17 protein-coding genes are annotated in these 22,100 nt (G+C 42.9%); 6 read left to right on the top strand and 11 right to left on the bottom strand.

The window, feature by feature from the left end:
• The first annotated feature begins 47 nt into the window (after positions 1-47).
• Complete coding sequence (locus tag H4K34_RS08235; protein ID WP_210760344.1) at positions 48-2,231, top strand: glycoside hydrolase family 2 protein; 2,184 nt, start codon at positions 48-50, stop codon at positions 2,229-2,231.
• On the opposite strand, the gene H4K34_RS08230 is transcribed toward H4K34_RS08235, so the two are convergent.
• The 8 genes from H4K34_RS08230 to H4K34_RS08195 all read right to left on the bottom strand — a co-directional run bounded on the left by H4K34_RS08230 (position 2,228) and on the right by H4K34_RS08195 (position 11,394).
• Complete coding sequence (locus tag H4K34_RS08230) at positions 2,228-5,143, bottom strand: GH92 family glycosyl hydrolase (RefSeq protein WP_210760343.1); 2,916 nt, start codon at positions 5,141-5,143, stop codon at positions 2,228-2,230. The genes H4K34_RS08235 and H4K34_RS08230 overlap by 4 nt on opposite strands.
• Positions 5,133-6,101 (bottom strand): ROK family protein, encoded by a 969-nt coding sequence (locus tag H4K34_RS08225; RefSeq protein ID WP_210760342.1) that lies wholly within the window; start codon positions 6,099-6,101, stop codon positions 5,133-5,135. Before H4K34_RS08225 ends, H4K34_RS08230 begins: the two co-directional genes overlap by 11 nt.
• 58 nt (positions 6,102-6,159) lie before the next feature.
• Entirely contained in the window at positions 6,160-6,813 is a 654-nt protein-coding gene (locus H4K34_RS08220; RefSeq protein ID WP_210760341.1) for a peptidoglycan DD-metalloendopeptidase family protein, read from the bottom strand.
• Positions 6,814-6,825: 12 nt separating this feature from the next.
• Positions 6,826-7,125, bottom strand: coding sequence for a hypothetical protein (locus H4K34_RS08215; protein ID WP_210760340.1), 300 nt, complete (start codon positions 7,123-7,125; stop codon positions 6,826-6,828).
• A 102-nt stretch (positions 7,126-7,227) separates the two neighbouring features.
• On the bottom strand, positions 7,228-8,508 hold the full coding sequence (locus H4K34_RS08210; protein ID WP_210760339.1) for a hypothetical protein: 1,281 nt from the start codon (positions 8,506-8,508) through the stop codon (positions 7,228-7,230).
• A gap of 37 nt (positions 8,509-8,545) precedes the next feature.
• Positions 8,546-9,193: a hypothetical protein gene (locus tag H4K34_RS08205; protein WP_210760338.1), complete on the bottom strand. Its 648-nt coding sequence runs from the start codon at positions 9,191-9,193 to the stop codon at positions 8,546-8,548.
• A 208-nt stretch (positions 9,194-9,401) separates the two neighbouring features.
• Positions 9,402-10,574, bottom strand: coding sequence for a thioredoxin family protein (locus H4K34_RS08200; protein ID WP_210760337.1), 1,173 nt, complete (start codon positions 10,572-10,574; stop codon positions 9,402-9,404).
• Positions 10,575-10,587: 13 nt separating this feature from the next.
• Positions 10,588-11,394 carry a DUF3298 and DUF4163 domain-containing protein gene (locus H4K34_RS08195; protein ID WP_210760336.1) on the bottom strand — a complete coding sequence of 269 codons (807 nt, stop codon included), beginning with the start codon at positions 11,392-11,394 and terminating at the stop codon, positions 10,588-10,590.
• Positions 11,395-11,453: 59 nt separating this feature from the next.
• Between H4K34_RS08195 and H4K34_RS08190 the strand changes: the two genes are divergently transcribed.
• Entirely contained in the window at positions 11,454-12,308 is an 855-nt protein-coding gene (locus H4K34_RS08190; RefSeq protein WP_210760335.1) for an MBL fold metallo-hydrolase, read from the top strand.
• A 32-nt stretch (positions 12,309-12,340) separates the two neighbouring features.
• Positions 12,341-14,188 (top strand): M1 family metallopeptidase, encoded by a 1,848-nt coding sequence (locus H4K34_RS08185; RefSeq protein ID WP_210760334.1) that lies wholly within the window; start codon positions 12,341-12,343, stop codon positions 14,186-14,188.
• Here the strand turns inward: H4K34_RS08185 and H4K34_RS08180 are convergent.
• The 3 genes from H4K34_RS08180 to rnr are packed head-to-tail and all read right to left on the bottom strand — an operon-like array spanning position 14,185 to position 17,382.
• Positions 14,185-14,796 carry a LysE family translocator gene (locus tag H4K34_RS08180; RefSeq protein WP_210760333.1) on the bottom strand — a complete coding sequence of 204 codons (612 nt, stop codon included), beginning with the start codon at positions 14,794-14,796 and terminating at the stop codon, positions 14,185-14,187. The two genes, H4K34_RS08185 and H4K34_RS08180, sit on opposite strands and share 4 nt — an antisense overlap.
• A 16-nt stretch (positions 14,797-14,812) precedes the next feature.
• Positions 14,813-15,208: a DUF948 domain-containing protein gene (locus tag H4K34_RS08175; RefSeq protein ID WP_210760332.1), complete on the bottom strand. Its 396-nt coding sequence runs from the start codon at positions 15,206-15,208 to the stop codon at positions 14,813-14,815.
• Positions 15,209-15,249: 41 nt separating this feature from the next.
• Complete coding sequence (gene rnr / locus H4K34_RS08170; RefSeq protein WP_210760331.1) at positions 15,250-17,382, bottom strand: ribonuclease R; 2,133 nt, start codon at positions 17,380-17,382, stop codon at positions 15,250-15,252.
• A gap of 201 nt (positions 17,383-17,583) precedes the next feature.
• Here rnr and H4K34_RS08165 point away from each other — a divergent pair, with 201 nt between their 5' ends.
• The 3 genes from H4K34_RS08165 to H4K34_RS08155 all read left to right on the top strand — a co-directional run bounded on the left by H4K34_RS08165 (position 17,584) and on the right by H4K34_RS08155 (position 22,100).
• On the top strand, positions 17,584-19,881 hold the full coding sequence (locus H4K34_RS08165) for a DUF7619 domain-containing protein (RefSeq protein ID WP_210760330.1): 2,298 nt from the start codon (positions 17,584-17,586) through the stop codon (positions 19,879-19,881).
• Between the two features lie 173 nt (positions 19,882-20,054).
• Positions 20,055-21,332 (top strand): T9SS type A sorting domain-containing protein, encoded by a 1,278-nt coding sequence (locus H4K34_RS08160; RefSeq protein ID WP_210760329.1) that lies wholly within the window; start codon positions 20,055-20,057, stop codon positions 21,330-21,332.
• A gap of 246 nt (positions 21,333-21,578) precedes the next feature.
• Complete coding sequence (locus tag H4K34_RS08155) at positions 21,579-22,100, top strand: RNA polymerase sigma factor (protein WP_246452217.1); 522 nt, start codon at positions 21,579-21,581, stop codon at positions 22,098-22,100.

The raw sequence follows: 22,100 nt of genomic DNA, 5'->3' as shown, positions 1-22,100 counted from the left end.
GGAAAATAGTTCTGTTGATTAATCCTGTGATCCATTACATTTACTCAATGAGGCATAGCACTTACATTATCTTTTACCTAATCAGCATGGTCACTTATGCGCAAGAAATGCCTTTAAGTGATGGCTGGCAATTCCGCCGAATGGGGGAAAGTGAATGGCTTCCCGCTCAGGTGCCAGGCACGGTGCATCAGGATTTGATGCGGGAGCAGCGGATTGAAAACATTTACTACGAGAACAACGAGCTTCGCTATCAGTGGATTGAAAAGGAAAATTGGCAGTACCAATCTCACTTTAACCTAAAAGAGGGGGCTCCACAGAATTTGGTTTTTGAAGGCCTAGACACCTATGCCCGGGTTTACCTAGATGATTCTCTGCTGGGGGAATGTGATAATATGTTTCGACGCTGGGTTTTTGATTTAAGCGAACTTAGACCCGGTGAACATAGCTTGAGGGTCGACTTTATTTCGCCTTATCAATATCATAAAAAGACGGTGGAAAGCTATCCACGGGCATTGCCAGCAGGCTCGGAGACCGGCGATTTAAAAGTGAGTCCATTCAGCCGAAAGGCAGCCTATCATTTTGGTTGGGACTGGGCCCCGCGCATTGTTACCTGTGGGATCTATCGCAAGGTCTATTTGCAATCAAAGGACACTCGAATACAGGAGGTTCGGGCGACTTTATTAGCCCAGAGGGATTCAGCTGCTTTTGTGCAATTTGACTATGCTATCGAAAACGGAACTGGGAATCTATGGCTAGAGTTTCAAGGGCAAAGAATAGAGGCGGAGAGAGATCCTATGGATTCTCAAAGTTTTTTAGCTTTTCGCAAGAAGATTGATCAGGCTGAATTGTGGTGGCCGCGTGGCTATGGTGAGGCCCATCTGTATTATGACACCCTAAGGCTATTTCGAGAGGATAGCCTCATTGATGTGTTTCCCTTTCACTATGGCCTGCGAAAGGTAGAATTGGTAAATGCCCCGGATAGTTTGGGCACTTCTTTTTATTTCAAGATTAACGGGAAGCCCATTTTTGCCAGAGGGGCTAATTATGTGCCTCAGGATATGCTTTTGCCAAGGGTTTCTGATGCGGGCTATCGACGACTTTTAAATCAAGCAGCATCGGCTAATATGAATATGCTGCGGGTTTGGGGTGGTGGCTTTTATGAGAAAGATCTGTTTTATGATCAATGCGATAGTCTGGGAATCATGGTATGGCAGGATTTTATGTTTGCCGGAACCATGTACCCTGCGGATCAACCAGGCTTTTTAAGCAATGTAAAGGCTGAGGTAGAAGACAATGTGAAGCGCTTGCGCCAACATCCTTCTATAGTGCTTTGGTGCGGAAATAATGAAATTGATGTGGCCTGGAAAAACTGGGGCTGGCAAAAGCAATTCGGCTATTCTAAAGAAGATTCTTTGCAATTGATCAGAGGCTATGAAAGCCTTTTTAAGCAGCTTATCCCAGAAAGTTTGGCTGCATTGGACGATCGACCCTATGTGCATACCAGCCCTTTGAGTAATTGGGGAAACGCAGAAAACTTTAAGCATGCCAGTATGCACTATTGGGGAGTATGGCATGGCCGAGAAAGCTTCGATCAGTTCAATGCTAACGTGGGGCGCTTTATGGTGGAGTATGGCTTCCAGTCATTCCCCGATTACAAAAGCCTACGTAGGGTAATTGCGGATTCTAACATGTATTTGGAGTCGCAGGCCATGCAAAACCGCCAGAAGAGCTATATCGGCAATGGAGAGATTCGCAAGCAGGTACTGCAGTATTACGGGGAGCCAAAGGATTTCAAAGACTTTATTGAGAAGAGTCAGGCAGTGCAGTCTAAGGCCTTGCAAACTGCAGCTCGGGCCCATCGTATGCAAAGAGGTTTTTGCATGGGTTCACTGATGTGGCAACTTAATGATTGTTGGCCGGGACCGTCTTGGAGTGTGATCGATTATTATGGTCGGGAAAAACCGGGTCTGGATGCCTTGCGAAATGCTTTTAGGCAGACCTTCTGGTATGTGGAAGACGGAGTGATTTATTTCTCTATCGAAGAAGATCAGCATTTTGATATTCGACTGCGTTTTAAACCCGAAGAGGGTCCTATGATAAGTCCACTTATACAAAGGGATTTTAAAGGCCCGGGTACTTATCAATTGCCATTGAAAGAGCTCCCGGAATCCAGAGACTTAATGAAAACTGCGGAGCTGAAATACATTGAGATATTTCCGAGTGAAATCTAAAATTTCTGAATTTTCACCTCATCTACAAATAACCAGCTTTCCTTGCCAGCGCTAATATGTCCGGCGGGCAAGGGGCCATAATTTTCAATTACAATTTTCACTTTTCGGGCTCGGCGTCCACTAAAGCTTAGTTCAATATCTTCAATATGAGTACCGCTGGCTGTATCCGCTGTTTCCGGCTTCACGGCTCCTAAGAATTCGAATTGATCATCAAACTGAGCGGCGTAAAAGCGCACTTGCTTGGGTAAGAAAATCCAGGATTTAGTATCCTGCAAAAGATTGGCGCTAAGGCGTGAAATATGCTCGCCCTCCGGTCCGAGGTCGATAATCAATTCCACATCCTGTCCTTGCCAACCTTGCCAGCCTCCGGTGCGGAAATCGCTGCCGCCATCCATACCATCCAGCAAAGTATTAGATCCACTGCCAGGATATTGAGGATCAGTAGGAGTGCTGAATTCTATTTTCCGATTGGTTTTCAATTTTACGAAGACCGTTCCAGCCGGCTTACTGGCCTTTTTACCCGGGACCTTTGCCATGGCATACAACATGGAGTTGTCTTTTAAAACAATGGGCTTTTCATAGAGGGAGGAATTTGTGTCCACCTGATTTCCGCGCAAGGAATAATAGATTTTAGCATCCGGATCTGCACAATGCAGGCTTAGTACCAGGCTATCTCTAAACTCAGCACTTTCTTGCTTAATAAAAGGTACAGGACTAATTAGCTCATCCTTGATTTCGGAAACCGGTGCTTCTAAAGCAGGACCAGGTTTTGGGCCCATCACAAATGTCAATTCACCACCATCAAGAATTGTCTTTTGATTGATCCATGCCTGGGTATACGGATTTCCATTCAGACGAATTTCCTGGATATAGACATTATTCGGCCCTTGGTTTTCAACTTGGATTTTGAAGCTCTGGCCGTTTTCCAGTTGTAAACTCGCGTTTTTAACCAGTGGCGATCCTATGATATAATCGGGGCTACCAGGCGTTACCGGATAAAATCCCAAGGCAGAGAGAACGTACCAAGACGACATTTGTCCGCAGTCTTCATTACCAATTAAGCCATCCGGACTATTGTGGTACATCTCCTTCATAATCCTGCGCACCATAGCCTGCGTTTTGGCAGAAGCTCCGGTATAATTATAAAGGTAGGCCATGTGGTGGCTAGGCTCATTGCCATGGGCATACTGACCAATAAGGCCGGTTATATCGGCCTGCTCTCGGCCCGAGGTTTCTTGAGGGGCATTAAACAAGGCCTCTAGCTTGGCATTAAAACCATCGGCACCACCTTGTAAAGCGATTAAGCCACTTAGGTCTTGCGGTACATAAAAGCTGTACTGCCAGGAGTTCGCTTCCGTAAAGTTGAAATTCACTTCTGCCGGATCGAAGGGCTCCATAAACATCTGCTTGCGCTTGGCTCGCATAAAGCCCGTTTCAGGGTCGAAGATGTTCTGATAATTCTGAGCTCTTTCAATAAAAACACGGTAAATACTATCCTTACCCAGTTCCTTGGCAAATTGGGCAATGCACCAATCATTGTAGGCATATTCCAGATTTTTGGATACGGATTCATGCTCATCATTAGAAGCCATGTAGCCTTGAGCGATGTAATAAGCTTTGCCTAATTCATCCTTTTCAGCTTCTTCAATCATGGCTTTAAGGGCCAGCTCCGTATCAAAGTCGCGAATACCCTTTGCATAGGCATCAACGATTACCGGAATAGCATGGTAACCAATCATACAGCCGGTATAATTTCCCGCTAATTCCCACATGGGTAGCTCACCACCGTTTTGGTATTGATGTAAGAAGGTCTTAATAAAATCGAGGCTACGTTTTTGCTGCGTTAAGGTAAAGAGGGGGTGGGTGGCCCGATAAGTATCCCAGAGTGAGAACACCGAATAATTGGTAAAACTGCTGTCTTGATGTACTTCAAGGTCGGTGCCTCGATACTGCCCATCTACATCTTGAAAGATATTGGGGTTTAAATAAGAATGATAAAGGGCGGTATAAAAGATCTTTTCGTCTTCTGGGCTTTCGAACTGGGCCTGGATTTTAGACAATTCTTTGTTCCAGGCCGCCTCACAGTTTTGACGAAGTGCCTTAAAATCCCATGCAGGAATTTCTTTCTTCAGGTTTCTTTCTGCGCCTTCCATTGAAACCGCGGAACTGCCAATTTTCAAATAGAGTTCCTCTGGATTATCAAAGTAAAGCAGGAGCTTGGTGCTATCTTCATTATAACGACTCTCCTTAATGGCTTGGGAGAGTTCCAGATAAAAATAGAGATGTTGTTCCTGAGCCCAAGCCTTGGAAACACGATAACCGCGAATATGGCTAGGATCTATAATTTCTAAATGAGCATCAAGCAGTTGATCCCGATGTTGCAAATCGACTACCAAGCCTTGGCTTGCGCTTTTTGGGTATTGATAATGATGCATTCCCGTTCTTTGACTGGCAGTTAGTTCTACCTGAATATTGTAGTCTAGAAGCTCAACTTGATAATATCCCGCATGGGCCGATTCCTTGCTATGATTAAAGCGGGAAGCATAGCCAGAATCCGGACTGCTTTCAGAACCATTGTTAAAATGGCCTTCGCCGGTAAAGGGCATGATTAACACATCCCCGTAATCGGAAATTCCGGTGCCGCTGAGGTGGGTATGCGAAAAGCCATAAATCACCGAATCGCTGTAATGGTAACCACCACAACCATCCCAGCCACTTAAACGCGTATCCGGACTTAACTGCATAAAACCAAAGGGTGCCGATACACCTGGATAGGTGTGGCCGTGTCCGCCGGTCCCAATAAAAGGGTTTACTAATTCGGCCCAGTTTTTGGAATTAATAGTCTCTGGCTCCGGACCAGAACAAGCAAGGGCAAGAATTAAGGGAGCGAAAAGGATAGATTTACTGCGCATGTTGGGCCTTTTTTTCATTCCATACCAGGGCAGAGGCACCTAGTACTGCGGCATTTTGTTCGGTTAAAGCAGATATTTCGATTCGCACTTTGTTTTTGTACAAGTGCAGAAGGTATTCTTCAAAGTATTTTTTGGTAGGTCCCAGCAGGAGGTCGCCGGCGCGCGCCATTCCTCCAAATAGGAAAATTGCTTCCGGACTGGTAATAGCAACTGCATTGGACAGACTAAAAGCCAATCGTTTGGCAGTATAATCCAGGATATCCAAAGCCAACTTATCGCCTTGGGCTGCTGCATCGCCAATATCCTTGCCACTAAGTTGATCCATGGAAGTATTGCGGAGTATAGAATGTTGCGAAGACTTAGCCAACATGATTTGGGCGGTGCGCAATAATCCGGTTACCGAAGCATAAGTCTCCAGGCAGCCTTTACGGCCACAGGCGCAATCTCTACCATCGTGTACAATAATGGTATGCCCTAATTCTCCGGCAAAGCTATCATGACCATAAATGAGTTCGCCATTACTCACAAAGCCACTTCCAACACCGGTACCCAGGGTAACCACCATAAAGTCTTTCAATCCTTTGGCTTTACCAAAAACATACTCCCCAATGGTGGCTGCATTGGCATCGTTGGTAACATAGATAGGCAAAGTAAAATGCTGTTGAAAAAGCGCGATGAGGTTAACGACTCCTTTCCAGGGTAGATTGGGCGCAAATTCAATGGTACCTTGGTAATGATTACCATTAGGAGCACCAATGCCTATGCCCAGTATTTGCAGCTCTTCTCCTAATTCGGAGAGACTTTCTTTAATGCTTTGAGATAAGGCTCGGGCAAACTCTTCCGGATTATTATAATCGCGGGTTTTCACAGAACCCTTGGCGAGAACCTCCCCCTTTTCGGTTACAATTCCATAAGGACTATTGGTACCACCAATGTCAATACCGATACTAACTTCCATACAAGGCAATTGGCTGCGGAAGTTACGAGAAAAGCCTGTCTTTCGGCAGGGCTTGGGATTATGAGCCTTCTAAGTAAAAGAAGGAGCGCCCGTCGGGGCAGTTTTCAAGGTAGGCTTTCGCCTGATGGGCTTCTACTACTCCGGGATAATCTCCCTTGGCCCCTTGTAAATCCAGGATCAATTGAAAATGCAGATGGGGAGGCCAGCCACCATTTTCATTTTCGGCCCCAAGATGACATATTATTTCACCGGCCTTTATTTCCTGACCAATTTCATGTCGGTCCAAATCGGCTAAACAAATATGTCCGTAGAGGCTGTAAAAGGTTTTGCCTTTTTGTTCGTGTTCCAGGATTAAGGTAGCGCCATAATCTCCGGGATGATCATTGAACTGGAAGGAATGCACTTTGGCATCGCGTGGACAGTAAACCGGCGTTTTGGCCGGAGTCCAAAGATCAACCCCCAGGTGGATGCTGCGTTTACCTCCATCCGAATCGAAATGCTTGAATTGACTGTAGATCTTGCGGTTTTCGCCATATCCACCAATGGCATAAAGCCTATGTTCCTGGCGAATACGTTGCTGAATGTATTTACCCAGTTTTTCTTGGGAATCGATATACTTTAAATCCGGGTTCTCGGCCGAAAGGTTTAATTCCAGGCAATTACGCGGGTGAAGATTTAAACGGAATAAGGGGAATTGGGCTTTCGGTTTCATGATTGCAGATTTTTAATTTTCGGCGCGTCTTGCTTTACGTTTTTTGTGAGAAGCGGCTCTGGACCCACCGCCAATAGCAGAGCTTAAGCCAATGAGAAAACCTAACCAATAAGGCCAACCGGTATTATTTAGGGCATGAATCCCAATGTCTCGATCAAAGATTTTACCCAGGGTGGAGAAAAAGATGATGAAGCCATGCCAAAGGCCGTAGAAAAAGCCGGCGGGCTCTTCTTCAAAACCGGAAGGGGCACAGCTGCTGAGGCTAAGAATAATCAAGCCCAGAGCAATTATTTGGAGGCTTTTAGTTTTCATGGCGCTAGCTGATTTGAGGGACCATTAAGGTACGAAAAAGGATCGTCTAGGGCAAGGGATAACACTAAAATAGAAGGCTTCAAAATATTGAGATTCAAAGGCTTAAAACCATAGCCATAATTGGTATTTCTGATGCTTGGGAGACTTTATACTCAACAATTCCAGGCTCGAACGGATCTCTATTAATACCTTAAAATAGTCTTGGAAATGCTGTTGATCCCAGTTTTTAAAATGAAAACCAAAGCTTGTTCTTTCCTGAATAACATCCATTAAAAGCATGGGGAGAAGGTTTAAGTCAACGGGTTCACCATTCAATAGTATGTGATTCGAATCTAAAGGCTCAATGCGAATCACTTTGCGAAAAGGGCTCTCTATGCCATCGAAATCAAAATGATTATAGTTCCATATCCATATTGGAAAATTACAATGCACCGAGGGCTGAAAGCTACCCAATTCATCCGAGGCTTGAACCGCATAGAAAAACGGACAAGTATTTATATCAACCATAACTTTTTGGTGAAAAGCAATTAAGGTTCTCATGCTCAAATCACGATCCACCACAAGGCGGGTTTCTGAGCTCCGCCAATGGTGATAGGTGTAAATGCTGTAGAATTCATGTAATTCATGTTCTCCTTGCCAGTAAGTATAAAACCTGGGTTTAGGGTTTTCAAATAGAAAGACCTCATTCATGCTTAAGACAGATTCGGACTTTAGATAAAAACTGCTTTTTGGAATTTGAATATCATAAAGGGAATAGGGTCCTTGCTTCGAAAGTGTTTGGGCCGTTTTATCAAAATCTCGTATTTCCCATAGAGCTAAGCTGAAGCTTAAACCAGCAATGATGACCGTGCTGAGCAACAATGCGATAAAGCCTTTTCTCCGAAAGTGCAATAACAAATTGGACCAGTACCTGAAATAGATAATAACTAAAGCGAATGGCAGAACCCATCGATTATTAAAAAGGATTTCAAAACCATTGCCGAGATCTCGAAAAGCAACTAAAAACCAATAACTAAGGATAAAGCCAATATGTAGAAATAGGAAACTGAACTCCCATATCAACAGACTGTGGTCATTTAATATTCGATGACGTCTAAAAGTTTTGCCGAAGCGAGTTTTTTCAGGTTTTTGAAACCAATAGCGCAGTAGAAGATCGAAACCTAAGAGAAGGGACCAAAGGGCGATGATCCAACGATGGAAATAATTTTCATGGTCTCCCGGACTCCACATCTGTCCGTAGCGATCTACACCTAGGACTTTCATTATTTCAAAAAGAAGAACAATGAAATGGTAAAAGCTAATCGCCAGACCCAGAGACAAGAATAGTCCCATATAGAAGCGGTCCGCGGTGAGTTTCAGCGAATGCCGAAATCTTTTAAGCATAAACGAGGATCAGGTTTTCCCGAAATTACAAATTAGTTCACCAACCTTTATTCTGATACTTGGGATTAGCTGAAAAGCCATGCAAGCCTAAATCTAGATCGCCGCTGTTCGGAATGCGCAATTCTCCCCAATTACAGACTTTGGATTTTTCAGAACTATACTCGCGCCAAGTACCCTGATACTGATGATTGCGATCTGCTCGAAAGGGGTCAATTAGGCCTCTTTTTACCTGGGCATCCTTATACTGGATAAAATGACTTTGGAACTGACCCTCAAATAAACCCACATGCCTTTGATGAGGATTTTCTGCAAGCTTATAAGTTCCACTTAATTGAAACCGCTTGGGGTATTCAGTACTTTTTTCGTCGGAGCTTAGAGCTTTATAGTTTTCAATAACTAAGATTCCGTTGAAGTCACAGCGATTATCGAATACAGTACTATGGCCAAAAACCTGATACTGGTTATCAAAACCTTCCACCTTATGCAGGGAATCAAAAACCATATAGATCCTCTGTTTGTCCTCACCAATAAAACCCAAGAATTCATTTTCGGGAATTAGGAGTTCCGATAAGTCTTGAGCGCAGATTTCCCTTAGTTCCGAGATAGGGATTATGGTTTTGTTATCGCCAGGATTTGAAGCGATAAACAGTCCGCTAAGTGCGATAATAAACAGACGAAAGGGCATAATCTACATTTCTGATAGCCAATTTACCGATAATCGACGACAAACGGTTTTCTTTAGTTTACTGATAATGATCATGTTACAAGTGGTGTTGCTGTTAATCGAAGATAATCGACCGTTTATCGAAAAGATTATCGGTAAACGGTAATCAAGCACAAACAAAAAAGCCGGAGTTACTTACTCCGGCTTTTTTTACTCTTTTATTTGATGCTTAAGAGGCTCTCAATTCTTTGATATAGCCTTCGTAATCTTCGGTTTTAGCACCTTCTTTCTTAGCCAGGTCAATGGCTTCTTCTTCAATTTTAATCGCTTGTTCCTTTTGACCGTTTACAGCCAAAAGGTGCGCGTAAGTGTCATAGATATAATGACTGGGAGCTAATTCCACGGCGCGCTTAGCCCACATCACCGCCTCTTTTAATACCGCGGGATCTTCCACTTTTTCGTAAACGGTCCAGGCAATATCATTTAATTGGCGGGCATCATCCCAGCAATGTTCCTTAGTCCCTTTTAGGGCCACCATGCCATAAGCCTTATAATCTTCATTTTGCTTTTGCTCCATAAGGTTGATTTGGAAAGCCACCTTTTTAGAACCCGGGAAGTCAATGTTTAATAGTTCATCTTTTTGAGCATTGTAAGTAGCCTTAGCCTCTTCGCTACGAGCACGATAAAGGCCATTAGCCAAGGCATAGAAAACAGTTTGCTCCATAAATTCCTGAGCCACTTTCCCCTTTTTCTTAACTACCATATCGGCATTTCGCAATAAGGTCTTAAAGGTTTTAGACTCTACATCATTGGCGGTATACTGAATGATTTCCCAGTTTTTTGACTTCAACCACTCTTCAACCTCAAATTGCTCAAAGTATTTGTCAACCATTCCAGGGGCTACCATATTAGCGGCAGAGGCCGTTTTGAAATAATTGAACATAAAGTCGGCATCCTTAAAATTCGCCTCCACATTTTTAAGTAAATAAGGCAAATTACGTTGGGGGTCTTTGGCCTGCTCTCCTGCTTCGATATAGCTTTTAGGGTCGCGGTTGGCACCAACCGTTACGAGTAAGCGCTCACCTTTATCATCTAAATAAAGGAGGGTAGGATAGGCGCGAATGGAATATTTCTTAGCAATATCTACACCTTCACCTTTTTCCATGTCAATTTTCAAGCACACATAATTTTCATTGTAATACTCGGCCACTGCCGGATCAGTGAAAATATTGGCGCTCATCCATTTACAAGGTCCACACCAGGTGGTAAAGCAGTCGATAAATACGGGTTTACCTTCTTCTTTAGCTACTTCCAGACCTTCTTTTAAAGAGAGATCACGAAAAACTATTTTATCGGCATGTAAGCCATAAGCCATAAAGAGGCAGAGAACTAAATAGCGCATGTAAATTCAGTTTTTAGGATTCCGGGTTCTTTTCCGAAATGTTAGTTAATTGATATTCAGGTTTAAGGAAGTCTAACAAATATATGTAGGGAATATCTACAAACAGATGTCCCATGGCGTAAGGGCCAATTTCATAGGGATTGTAATGAAAATGTAAACCTTCACGATCGAAGGTAAAAACCTCCGGTAGTTGAAATTGATCCTCCTCAAACCAAAAGCCATGCTCATTAAGACTTCCGGTTTCGGCTAATTGATATTCCTTTCGAAATAAGGATTCAGCCAAACGCAGTAAATCATTTGTATAGGCCGGGTTAATGAGGCTATCAAGATTTAAGTCGGCTCCATCCCTTAATCGGATTAATTGTGAGCCTCCAAAAGTATTAGGATGTGCTCCACCGGTATAGGCAGAATGACTGCTATGATAGGAGAAAAGGCCTTCTTCATTCAGGGCGATGGTCACAGACTGACTTAAATCCCAGGCAGATACCGGCGCAAAGTCACTTTCGCTAAGTCGTAAATATTCGGTACGAATACTGTCGTATAAGCCTTGATAGGAATTAATGTTTTCGGCAAAGCTGAGATTGCCCTCCAATAAATGCCTTTGTATTTTTTGATTGATAGCTAGGTGCAAGCTGTCCTCTCCTTTAACCTGAAGATCTTCGATGTAAAAATTGAAAAATACCTCGGCGCTATCATTTTTAGCTTGCAGGGAAAGGGTATCCATTTGCAGCTCTAAACTCTGAAGGGTTTTCACCGGAGGAAGGGGCTCATCACAAGCAGAAAGAAGGAGAATACTGATTAAGAAAGGCAGGTATCGCATGGCAAAATTTAACCGCTCTATTTTATGACTTATTTTTGGGCGAATCCGTAAACTAAGCTATGAAATTATATTCGGTAAATCTGGGAACATTTAAGTTAGACGGCGGTGCCATGTTTGGCGTGGTACCCAAATCCATTTGGCAACGAACTAATCCGGCCGACGAAAATAATTTATGCAATTGGGCCTTGCGCTTAATGCTTATCGAAGATGGGAAGCGCTTAATTCTGGTTGACACCGGAATGGGTCATAAGCAAAGTGAGAAGTTTTTCGGTTTTTACTTCCGCGGAGGTGAACACAATATCGATAAAGGCTTGGCAGAACACGGTTTTCACCGTGATGATATTACCGATGTTTTCCTAACCCATATGCATTTTGATCATGTGGGAGGTGCCGTAATGTATGAAGGAGACAAGTTGGTTCCAACCTTTAAGAATGCCACATATTGGTCTAATAAATACCATTGGGATTGGGCAGTAAACCCTAATCCTCGCGAGAAAGCGTCTTTCCTCAAGGAAAACTTTGAACCCCTACAAGCCAATGGCCAGGTGCAGTTTTTAGATGTACCACGTGAAAATGGTTGGTACGATACCGAGCTTCCCTTTAAAGTTTGTGTGGTAAATGGTCATACTGAAGCGCAAATGCTTCCTTATATAGAAACTGGCTCCGAAAAGATTCTTTATACCGCCGATCTTATCCCTTCTGTAGGGCATATTCCACTGCCTTATGTAATGGGTTATGATGTTCGACCTCTGGAGACCATGGCCGAAAAAGCTCCGGTACTTCAGAAATGTGTGGATGAAGGGATTAAGCTCTTCTTTGAGCATGATGCTGCTAATGAAATGGCCCTGCTTAAAATGACTGAAAAAGGAGCGCGTTTAGATCATGCCCTGCGCTTAAGCGATTTAAGTTTATAAAAACCCCGGCCCCTTTGCCTTTCAATTTAATTATGAGAAAAAACACCCTCAAGACTCTTCTGGCTCTGCTTCCCCTTTCTGTAATGGCTCAAGTTCCACAGGGCTACTGGCAGCAAGAAGTGGATTATTCCATTCAGATAAAGCTCAATACCAAGAACCATCAGTTCAACGGAACGGAGCAGCTCAAATATTTCAATCATTCTCCGGATACTTTAAATGAGGTTTTCTTCCATTTATACTTTAATGCTTTTCAGCCGAACAGTATGATGGATGTGCGCTCTCGCAATTTGCCAGATCCCGATGGAAGGGTAAAGGATCGCATCTCCAAATTAAAGCGCGATGAGATAGGAATTCAGAAGGTGAAAACCTTTAAAATGAATGGCAAAGAAGCCTTTACCCAAACTGAGGAAACTCTTTTAAAGGTCCTTTTACCGGAAGCCTTATTACCGGGCGACACCGCAATTTTCGATCTGGAATTCGAAGGTCAGGTACCGGTGCAAATCCGCCGAAGCGGCCGTAATAATGAGGAGGGTATTGATTATACCATGACCCAATGGTATCCTAAAATTGCCGCTTATGACAATATGGGCTGGCATGCCGATCCTTATGTGGCAAGAGAGTTTTACGCTCCTTTCGGAAAATTCGAAGTGCAAATTGAATTACCCTCGGATTATAAAGTAGCGGCCACCGGAAGTTTACAAGACTTCGATTCCTATTGGGCAGCGGGTGAACTTGAGGATGGAGTTCAGTTTTTAGACTTAAAGCCTTGGAAGCCGGATGTACGGACCTGGACTTTTAAAGCGGAGAATGTGCATGATTTTGCCTGGGCAGCTGATCCGGACTATATCCACAGCACTGTTCCTATGGATAGCACTCTGGACCTTCACTTTTTCTATTTGGAAGATTATGATAAAACCTGGGAACGCTTACCTAAGTACACCCAGCAGTTTTTCCGAGAAATGAATAAGCGCTACGGTCGCTATCCTTATCCACAGTTTTCGGCTATTCAAGGTGGCGATGGTGGTATGGAATATCCCATGTGTACCATGCTAAAAGGAACTGGCAAGATTAGCGGATTGGTGGGCGTAACGGTACATGAGGGAGCCCATAATTGGTATTATGGAATTTTAGGAAGTAATGAATTGCGTTTTCCCTGGATGGATGAGGGCTTCACATCATTCGCGGAATCCGAAGTATTGAATGCCATCAGTCCACGCCCGGTCGCTAATCCGCATGCCAATGCCTATGCTGCCCATGCCTTTTTGATTTCTAAGCCGGAGCAGAATGAAGCTTTGATCACCATGGCCGATCGCTTTGAACGCAACCGTACCTACAGCATTAATGCTTATTCCAGAGGGGAGGTATTCTTAGCTCAATTGCGCTATATCATTGGTGATGAAGCATTTGATCGCGGAATGAAGCGCTTCTTCAATACCTGGTGCTTTAAGCATCCCGAACCTTGGGATTTGATTCGCATTATGGAGCGCGAAAGCGGAATGCATTTAGATTGGTATTATCATCAATGGGTAGAAACCACTAAGACTATTGATTATGGTATTGCCCGTATCGAAGAAGGTAAAGGAGCTACCAAGATTTATTTGGAGCGATTGGGAACAATGTCCATGCCTTTGCGAATCCGCGTTTACCTAAAGGATGAAAGTGTTTTCAATTATTATATCCCCACTTTGATGCAGTTTGGCGAATTGAAGGAGGAAGGCTACAATACCCAAAAAGCCTGGCCTTGGACTCATCCTGAATACGAGTGGTTGATTCCATTCGAAGCGGATAAGATTGAAAAAGTGGTGATTGATGAAGAAGGCTTTATGGCCGATATTAATCGAAGCAATAATTCCTATCCTCGCGAAGAAGGGCAAAATTAAGTCCAGATCGCGCGCAGGGCAATAAACAGCCCAAAGCCAATCAGGATTAGGGAAATTCCTTTTTCGATAATACGCATTCCTTTGCCAGCCAGTTTTTCTTTAAAGCGGCTGGCAAAGTAGATTTTAAGGAAGTCTATTGAAAGGTAAACCCCAATTGTGGTTGCATAAAACAGCACCATTCTTCTGGGTTCATTGTCGACTAAGTTTCCAATGGTAACGGTAGTGGCCAGCCAAAAAAGCAGCACGCCAATATTGAGGAAGTTGAGCAAGAAACCTTTGACCAGGAGTAAGCCTTTGGTGTCGAGTTTCAAAGTGGAATTAAATTGACTTTGATTGGAAGATTTGCGGAGGTAATACGCTCCAAAGGCCATTACAGCCAGCCCGGAGCCAATGCCAATCCAAAGGTTGGATTTCAGGTTTTCCAATAAGGGTCTACTACCAAAATAAGCCAGCAGGATAAAACAAATATCCGCCAGCACGGCACCAATATCCAAGCTTAAAGCAGCAGCTTTACCCTTGCTTATACTGGTTTCAATAATTACGAAGAAAATAGGACCAGCCGCGAAACTGAGGCTAAGTCCAAGGGGAAAGGCGTAGAGAATCTCCACCGCTGGCTTTTTAGGTTTATTCGCTAGCCTCTTGCTCTGATTTCAGGGCGTCGAATTCCTTTTGCAAGCTTTGAAGATCAGATTCTAACTTCGAAATTTCTCCGTTTTTCTGATTCAATTCTTCGTCCTTATCGTTAAGGTTTTGTTGCAACTGAGCAATTTCAGAACGCTTGTCTTCCAATTCCTTTTTAGTAGCCTCCAATTGCTCACGAAGCTCTTTAATTTCCTTCTGTAAACCAGAGGTCGTAATGGTATTGTAGGCAATAAAGAAGAGGAAGCCAACAGCAATAATTACATTGGCATATAAGGCTTTGTTGGGATGGTCTCCCATTACAAAGTAGACGGTTAAAGCGGCGGCTACGACCAAGGTTCCAACGATCAGAACCAGGGTTTCCATTCTTTTTCTATCCATTCCCAATAGTTGCTCGGTTGAGGTTTTAAATGTACAGTTTTTTATACGGGCACAAAGTCCAATTGTTTCTTCTCGAGGTCAGCATTTTTCACCTGAATGGCAATATTATCTCCCAATTGGAAGACCTTTCCGTAGCGATCGCCAACGATGCAAAAATTAGCTTCATCAAAGACATAATAATCATCTTTAAAGTCACGAATACGGATCATTCCTTCGCAGTGATTATCGCGCAATTCTACAAAAATGCCCCACTCAGTTACTCCGGAAATGGTGCCCATAAAGGTTTCGCCCACCTTATCTTCCATAAACTTAACCTGCATGTATTTCACCGATTCGCGTTCCGCTTCGGTTGCTACTCTTTCTCGATCAGAGCTGTGCTCACATAGCATTTCATAATGGTCCTTAGAAGGTGATTGTCCTCCATCCAAATAGTGTTGTAATAAGCGATGCACCATCACATCCGGATAACGACGAATAGGAGAGGTGAAATGCGTATAATATTCGAAGCTTAAGCCATAGTGCCCAATATTATCGGTACTGTAAATGGCTTTGGCCATAGAACGAATGGCCAGCTTGGAAATCATATTGTCTTCGGGTTTACCCTTAACTTGGTTCAGCATTTTATTTAAGCTGTTGCTGATGGCGCGCGAATTGGTATAACTCACTTCGTAGCCAAATTGCTTCACGAAGGTTCCCAGGTCTCTCAGTTTATCCGGATCGGGATCATCGTGAATCCGGTAAACGAAGGTCTTGCCACTGGGCTTATTGCCTTTCTTACCAATAAACTCAGCTACCGAACGGTTGGCTAAGAGCATAAATTCCTCAATCAGGTGATTAGCCTCCTTGGATTCTTTGAAGTACACTCCGGTTGGATTGTTATTCTCATCCAAATGGAATTTCACTTCCGCCCGATCAAAGGCCAAAGCGCCATGTTGCATGCGATCGGCTCGCATTTTTAGGGCCATATCATTTAAGATATTGATCTCTTCGGCCAGCGGACCTTCTTTACTTTCAATTACCGCCTGGGCATCTTCGTAAGCAAAGCGATGATCGCTGTAGATTACCGTTCTACCGAACCAGGAATTGAGTACTTCCGCATTGCTGTTCATTTCAAAAACAGCGGAGAAGCAAAGTTTTTCTTCATGAGGGCGCAAGGAGCAAACTCCATTCGAAAGCTTTTCTGGAAGCATCGGCACTACTCGGTCTACCAAATAAACTGAGGTAGCGCGTTCTACCGCTTCTTTATCGAGGGTGGAGTTTTCGAGGATATAATGACTCACATCCGCGATGTGTACGCCAACTTCATAATTACCATTTTCCAGTTTTTGAAAGGAGATGGCATCATCAAAATCTTTAGCGTCGGCCGGATCAATAGTAAAGGTGAGAATCTCTCTAAAGTCGCGACGTTTTTTAATCTCTTCGGCCGAGATCTGATCAGGAATGCTTTCGGCTTCAAGCTCTACCTCTTTGGAGAACTCTCGTGGTAAACCAAATTCGGCTAAAATGGAATGAATTTCCACTTCGTGATCGCCGGGATTACCTAAGACTTCTGTTATCTCACCAAATGGAGAGGAAGCCTTAGGTGGCCAATCGGTTATACGAGCCACTGCTTTTTGGCCGTGTTTGGCCCCATTTAAATGCTCTTTGGGGATATAGATATCCACAAGCATTTTACGACTATCGGGTACCAGGAAGCCATAGTTCTTAGATAGCTCAATGGTGCCAACAAATTCAGTACGCGCTCTTTCCAGGATTTCAACAATCTCACCTTCGGGCTTCTTGTTTTTCCTTTGAGCGTACATTAAGACCTTAACTAAATCGCCTTGTAAGGCATTAAGGGTGGCTTTGGGAGTTATATAAACATCTTGATCCAGCTCTTCACTAATCACATAAGCCGAACCTTTGGAGGTTAAATCAACCTTACCGGTTATAAAGTGATCGCTGTGTTTGTATCGGTATTTGCCACGTTCGGGCTCTTCAACAAGATCTTGTTTGCGGAGGGAAGCGAGCGCTTGGAGAACCATGTCACGCTCCGTATGATCATTAATGCCAAGCTTGGAAGATATCTGTTTGTAATTGAATTGCTTAAGTCGGTCTTCTCTTAAGACCCCCAAAATCGCCTTTTCGATCTTGGCTAAACGCTTCAGGCGCTTATTCGTTCTTTTTGGTTTCATGTAATGCGAAGGTACGTTAGGGAATTAAGCTTAGGATTATCTCTAAGTCAAATTCGATAGAATTGGACTTTCACTGAGTTAACGAGCCGTCAATATTCCTTTTGCGAATGCTAAATGATTAATGGGCTTTACTAAGTACAAGCCAGTAGGCATGCGGCTTGTAGCGTGATAATAGATACTTTCACTGGAAATTAAAGAACCATGAAGAATCTATTTACACTAATCTTTAGCCTTATACTGCTGTCTTCCTCAGGGCAGGTGGTAGTTCCGGTAGGTCAGGGTTTACCTGCCCATCCTTTGTACAGCACATCTGATCAAAATTATGCCTATTTCGGCTCCTATGTCTGGCAAACGCAAGAAACTATTATTCATCGTTGGAATGGACTTTCCTGGTCGAGTTTGCCGGCAATTACGGATCCGGTATTAAAAATTCAGGCCCATCAAGGCCAGGTATACGCGGCTGTTCAAGGAGCTAATTGGTATGAAACCAAACTTTTAACCTTTAACAATGGCAGTTGGCAACAAGTAGGCCCATTGTTGAATGGTGTTATTCAGGATATGGATGTTTATAATGGTAACCTAGTTTTGGCCGGTGACTTTTCACCGTCCAGCAGCATTTTTGGCGTGATTAGTTGGGATGGTAGTAGTTTCAGTCAATTGGGTGACCTTAGCTTTGGAGATTCCATTTCGGATATTAATGTGATTAACAATAAACTCTGGGCTGCGGGTCAGATTAATCAAATGTGGAATAACGACACTGCAATGGTGGTTCGCTTGGATGATCAACAGAATGTTTTTGATTACCCTGCCACAAAGCGAGAGGCGAATGTAATCGCCAGTGGTTGGCCACGCGCAGTTTTCAGCATTAATAACAAGGTATATGTAAAATACTGGTCTGGTGTTTATGAGATACGCAATGATTCCTTAATTGAAATCGCCACATCCAATTCCTTCATGACCAATTATGCGGAGGCTGGAAATCAGGTTTACTTTACAAGTAGTAACAATTTGCAGGTTTTTGATGGAAACGCAATGATGTCCTTAAGCAATGTGCCTAGCGGAACCTATTCTCTGGAGTATTTTCAGTCTAATTTATATGTAAGTTTTCACCAGCCCACCTGGAACAATTGGACTTATAACTACATTTTTATGTTGCCTATTCAATTGGCCTCCATTGTACAGGGTAATTTCTACTTTGATGCTAATGCCAATTGCCTTCAAGATGGAAATGAGACTATGCCTGTTACCGGCTCTTTCGACCTTAGTTTAGGCTCCTATTCTATTACGGTTGCTTCTACCAATAATTACTATTTGCTTTTACCTCCCGGCTCCTATACCGTTAGTAATATTCAATCATTAGATCCTAAGCATAAGTATTTACAAGCTAGTAGCAATTGTAATACAGCATTGAATTTTACCATTGGACTAGGACAAAATCATCAATTAGACATACCATTTGAGCATAATCAAGTAAACGATCTTAGTGTACAGTTACGAAACTTCCGAGGATGGCGGGTGCGTCAAGGCTTTACTGAAGGCATGGAATTGTACCTGAGTAATCCTGGAGCTAATCAACCTGGCCCAGTTACAGTAGAGTATATTGTACCAAGCGGAGTTCAGTTTATCAACTCTTTTCCTCCTCCCACATCTTCGGCCGGAAATGTGCATACTTACACATTCCCTAGCATGTCATCCTTTACGGACCATAGTGTTATCATTCATTTTAAACCTACTGCCGGTGTTGGTAATAATGTGTGTTTTAACGCTCGAATAGTAAATCCCGCCAGTGATAGTTACATGGCTGATAATACAGATACCATCTGTCCAAAGGTTGTAGCCGCTTATGATCCGAATGATAAAACCGCTAATGTAGATCGCGCTTTGCCTGGCTTAGATCGAATTGATTACCATGTTCGTTTCCAAAATACCGGAACAGATACTGCTTATAAAGTGGTGGTAGTTGATACTCTGGAATCTTATTTTGATCCCGCTACCATTAAATTATTAGGTGCCAGTCATAATTACACTTTTAAAATTGTTGATGACAGCATTCTGGTGTGGACATTCGACAACATCCTCTTACCGGATTCAACCACCAACCTAATAGGTAGCCAAGGCTACTTTATGTTCAGCATTGGTGTTGATGCCACCTTGCCTTTAGGCTCAATTATCGATAATGATGCGGAAATTTATTTCGATTATCAAGCGCCGGTACATACCAATCATGCCCAGACCTTAATTACTCAGTTTATTGGTTTGGTGGAGAACCTGGAGCCTAGTATGAAGCTTTATCCCAACCCAGTCCAAAATGAACTTCAATTAGAATGGGAGGGCAGCGTACAAAACATTCGATTGTTTAATAGTTCTGGTCAGAGTTTAAGAAGCTGGACACCAAGTACTGGTCAGGAAAATATGACTATTGACTTATCAGAGTTTACTAATGGTCTGTACATCTTGGAAATCGGTAGTTCACGCTTTAGAGTCTTAAAGCTGGACTAGATTAATTAGATTATTGTTTACGTCAAGCCGGGACTTTGCTCAGGGGAGCAGGGTCCCGGTTTTTTTATTCGATGATACTTTGGAATAGGAAGCTTAATTTTTAAAATCCTTCGCTGACGCATTTGGCATAGGCAAGACTGTTTAAGATGTATATTTTTATTAAAATCTTAAGAATGCTTCGATACCTGTTTATCATATTTTTTGCAACCACTAAGCTGTGGTGTCAACAAGCGGTTCCAACCGGAGCTGCTTTAGCCAGAATCTCCATTCATCTTGCAGCAGATAGCAGCACTTTTTATGCCTTATCAAACGTAAATAACAGCCCCTTATCAGACTTTGTTATTTGGAAAGGCGATCAAAATGGCTGGCAAACTATTCCTGCGAATCATCTTAAGAATCAAGCCTTGATGGTCGTGGATAGTTCAGATATCTATTTCGCGGAAACAAGTGGTGGACCTCAATTACTGAAAATGAAAACCACCTTGAGCCGCTATCGAAATGGGAGCTGGACGGTTTTAGACTCCATAAATGGTGTCCCGAGGTTTTTTGGTTTTTTTGACGGTAAACCCTATCTAGCTGGTTTGCTGCATGATAGCCTTCGGCAAGTTTATAATGTGGTGTACTATGAAAACGGAACTTTGCATCAAGCGGGAAACTTAAATAGCTTGGATACGATTTATGGACTGCATGAGTTTAATGGTGATTTATGGGCATGTGGAAATTTAAACAACACTTGGTCTTCAAATACGGCGGGTATTGTTCGGCTTAATTCGACGAACAATACTTGGGACTATCCAATTAGGCAGAATCTTGCTTATCCGATTACAGATCGATATCATGGGCCTTTTTATGCAGACTTATTTCAACTGGGAAATCAGTTATTTACCCGCAAAGGGCCGGACCTTTTTAGAATTCAAAATGATAGTTTGGTTTTTATCGTGAGCCTACCGCCTTATCAAGGTTTTGGAACGACCATTGAAGCTCCAACCATTTTAAAGTCTAAAGCCTATTTCTCAAGAGGGGAACGAATAGCGGAGTTTGACGGCAATAACATTAGGCTTATTAACCCGGGAATTAATGATTATACCGTGATAAACCTTCGGGCAAATAAAGATCAGTTATTTGGAACTTATAATGGACTTGATACCATAAATGGCCTTTCTTTTAATAAATGTTTTTATCTAAATCCAACTAATACAATCGGCCAGCAAGAGAATCGGCAAAACTCTGGGCTAAGGCTTTATCCCAACCCAGTCCAAAATGAACTTCAATTAGAATGGGAGGGCAGCGTACAAAACATTCGATTGTTTAATAGTTCTGGCCAGAGTTTAAGAAGCTGGATTCCAAGTACTGGTCAGGAAAATATGACTATTGACTTATCAGAGTTTACTAATGGTCTGTACATTTTGGAGATTGGTAGTTCACGCTTTAGAGTATTAAAGCTGGACTAGACTAATTAGATTATTGTTTACGTCAAGCCGGGACTTTGCTCAGGGGAGCAGGGTTCCGGTTTTTTGTTTTGATATAGAGGTCCTTGAGTTTGGAAAATAAACGACCTGATTTTCAGACAATAAGCGTAAATTTGAAAAAATATCAACCCTCAAAGCAACCTGAGGGAGCCCAAGCAGTGTCAGTTTACTGAAGCCTCCAAAGAAATGGGAATAGTTCGCAACCTACCAAGCAACGAAAAGAGACTCGTGAAGCAGTGCCTTCGCGGGAATCATGAGGCGCAGCGCGAATTATATGAACGTTACAGTTCAGAAATGTTGGCCGTTTGCCGACGTTACACCCAAAATTTGGAAGATGCCGAAGAAGTTCTTTCCAATGGTTTTATCAAAATCTTCAATCGCCTAGATCAATACCGTGGCGAGGGAGCATTAGGAGCCTGGATTCGTCGCATTATGGTGCGCGAGGCCCTAAACTTCATCCGCTACCAAAAGAATCTTTTTGTAGAGGTAGAAGAAGAGCGTCGCCCGGAATTTGGGCACAGCAGCGTTAAAGATCACTACGATGCCGAGCACTTAATGTTGATGATTAATGAACTACCAACCGGATACAGAACGGTTTTTAACCTCTTCGCTATTGAAGGTTATAACCATAAGGAGATAGGCGAAATGCTGGAAATCTCCGAAAATACCAGCAAGAGTCAATTGAGTAAAGCTCGCCGACAATTGCAACAGAAACTGAGTGAATACGAATTACTAGCAAAAAATAACTGA

Origin of the sequence: Croceimicrobium hydrocarbonivorans, assembly GCF_014524565.1 — a bacterium.
GTDB classification, from domain to species: domain Bacteria; phylum Bacteroidota; class Bacteroidia; order Flavobacteriales; family Schleiferiaceae; genus Croceimicrobium; species Croceimicrobium hydrocarbonivorans.
This window is presented reverse-complemented; position numbering and strand designations above follow the sequence as displayed.

What these genes read in the sequence shown, in the direction of transcription:
- H4K34_RS08235 (WP_210760344.1), top strand. Translation starts at nt 48, where the DNA reads ATGAGGCATAGCACTTACATTATCTTTTACCTAATCAGCATGGTCACT.
- H4K34_RS08230 (WP_210760343.1), bottom strand. Translation starts at nt 5,143, where the DNA reads ATGCGCAGTAAATCTATCCTTTTCGCTCCCTTAATTCTTGCCCTTGCT.
- H4K34_RS08225 (WP_210760342.1), bottom strand. Translation starts at nt 6,101, where the DNA reads ATGGAAGTTAGTATCGGTATTGACATTGGTGGTACCAATAGTCCTTAT.
- H4K34_RS08220 (WP_210760341.1), bottom strand. Translation starts at nt 6,813, where the DNA reads ATGAAACCGAAAGCCCAATTCCCCTTATTCCGTTTAAATCTTCACCCG.
- H4K34_RS08215 (WP_210760340.1), bottom strand. Translation starts at nt 7,125, where the DNA reads ATGAAAACTAAAAGCCTCCAAATAATTGCTCTGGGCTTGATTATTCTT.
- H4K34_RS08210 (WP_210760339.1), bottom strand. Translation starts at nt 8,508, where the DNA reads ATGCTTAAAAGATTTCGGCATTCGCTGAAACTCACCGCGGACCGCTTC.
- H4K34_RS08205 (WP_210760338.1), bottom strand. Translation starts at nt 9,193, where the DNA reads ATGCCCTTTCGTCTGTTTATTATCGCACTTAGCGGACTGTTTATCGCT.
- H4K34_RS08200 (WP_210760337.1), bottom strand. Translation starts at nt 10,574, where the DNA reads ATGCGCTATTTAGTTCTCTGCCTCTTTATGGCTTATGGCTTACATGCC.
- H4K34_RS08195 (WP_210760336.1), bottom strand. Translation starts at nt 11,394, where the DNA reads ATGCGATACCTGCCTTTCTTAATCAGTATTCTCCTTCTTTCTGCTTGT.
- H4K34_RS08190 (WP_210760335.1), top strand. Translation starts at nt 11,454, where the DNA reads ATGAAATTATATTCGGTAAATCTGGGAACATTTAAGTTAGACGGCGGT.
- H4K34_RS08185 (WP_210760334.1), top strand. Translation starts at nt 12,341, where the DNA reads ATGAGAAAAAACACCCTCAAGACTCTTCTGGCTCTGCTTCCCCTTTCT.
- H4K34_RS08175 (WP_210760332.1), bottom strand. Translation starts at nt 15,208, where the DNA reads ATGGATAGAAAAAGAATGGAAACCCTGGTTCTGATCGTTGGAACCTTG.
- rnr (WP_210760331.1), bottom strand. Translation starts at nt 17,382, where the DNA reads ATGAAACCAAAAAGAACGAATAAGCGCCTGAAGCGTTTAGCCAAGATC.
- H4K34_RS08165 (WP_210760330.1), top strand. Translation starts at nt 17,584, where the DNA reads ATGAAGAATCTATTTACACTAATCTTTAGCCTTATACTGCTGTCTTCC.
- H4K34_RS08160 (WP_210760329.1), top strand. Translation starts at nt 20,055, where the DNA reads ATGCTTCGATACCTGTTTATCATATTTTTTGCAACCACTAAGCTGTGG.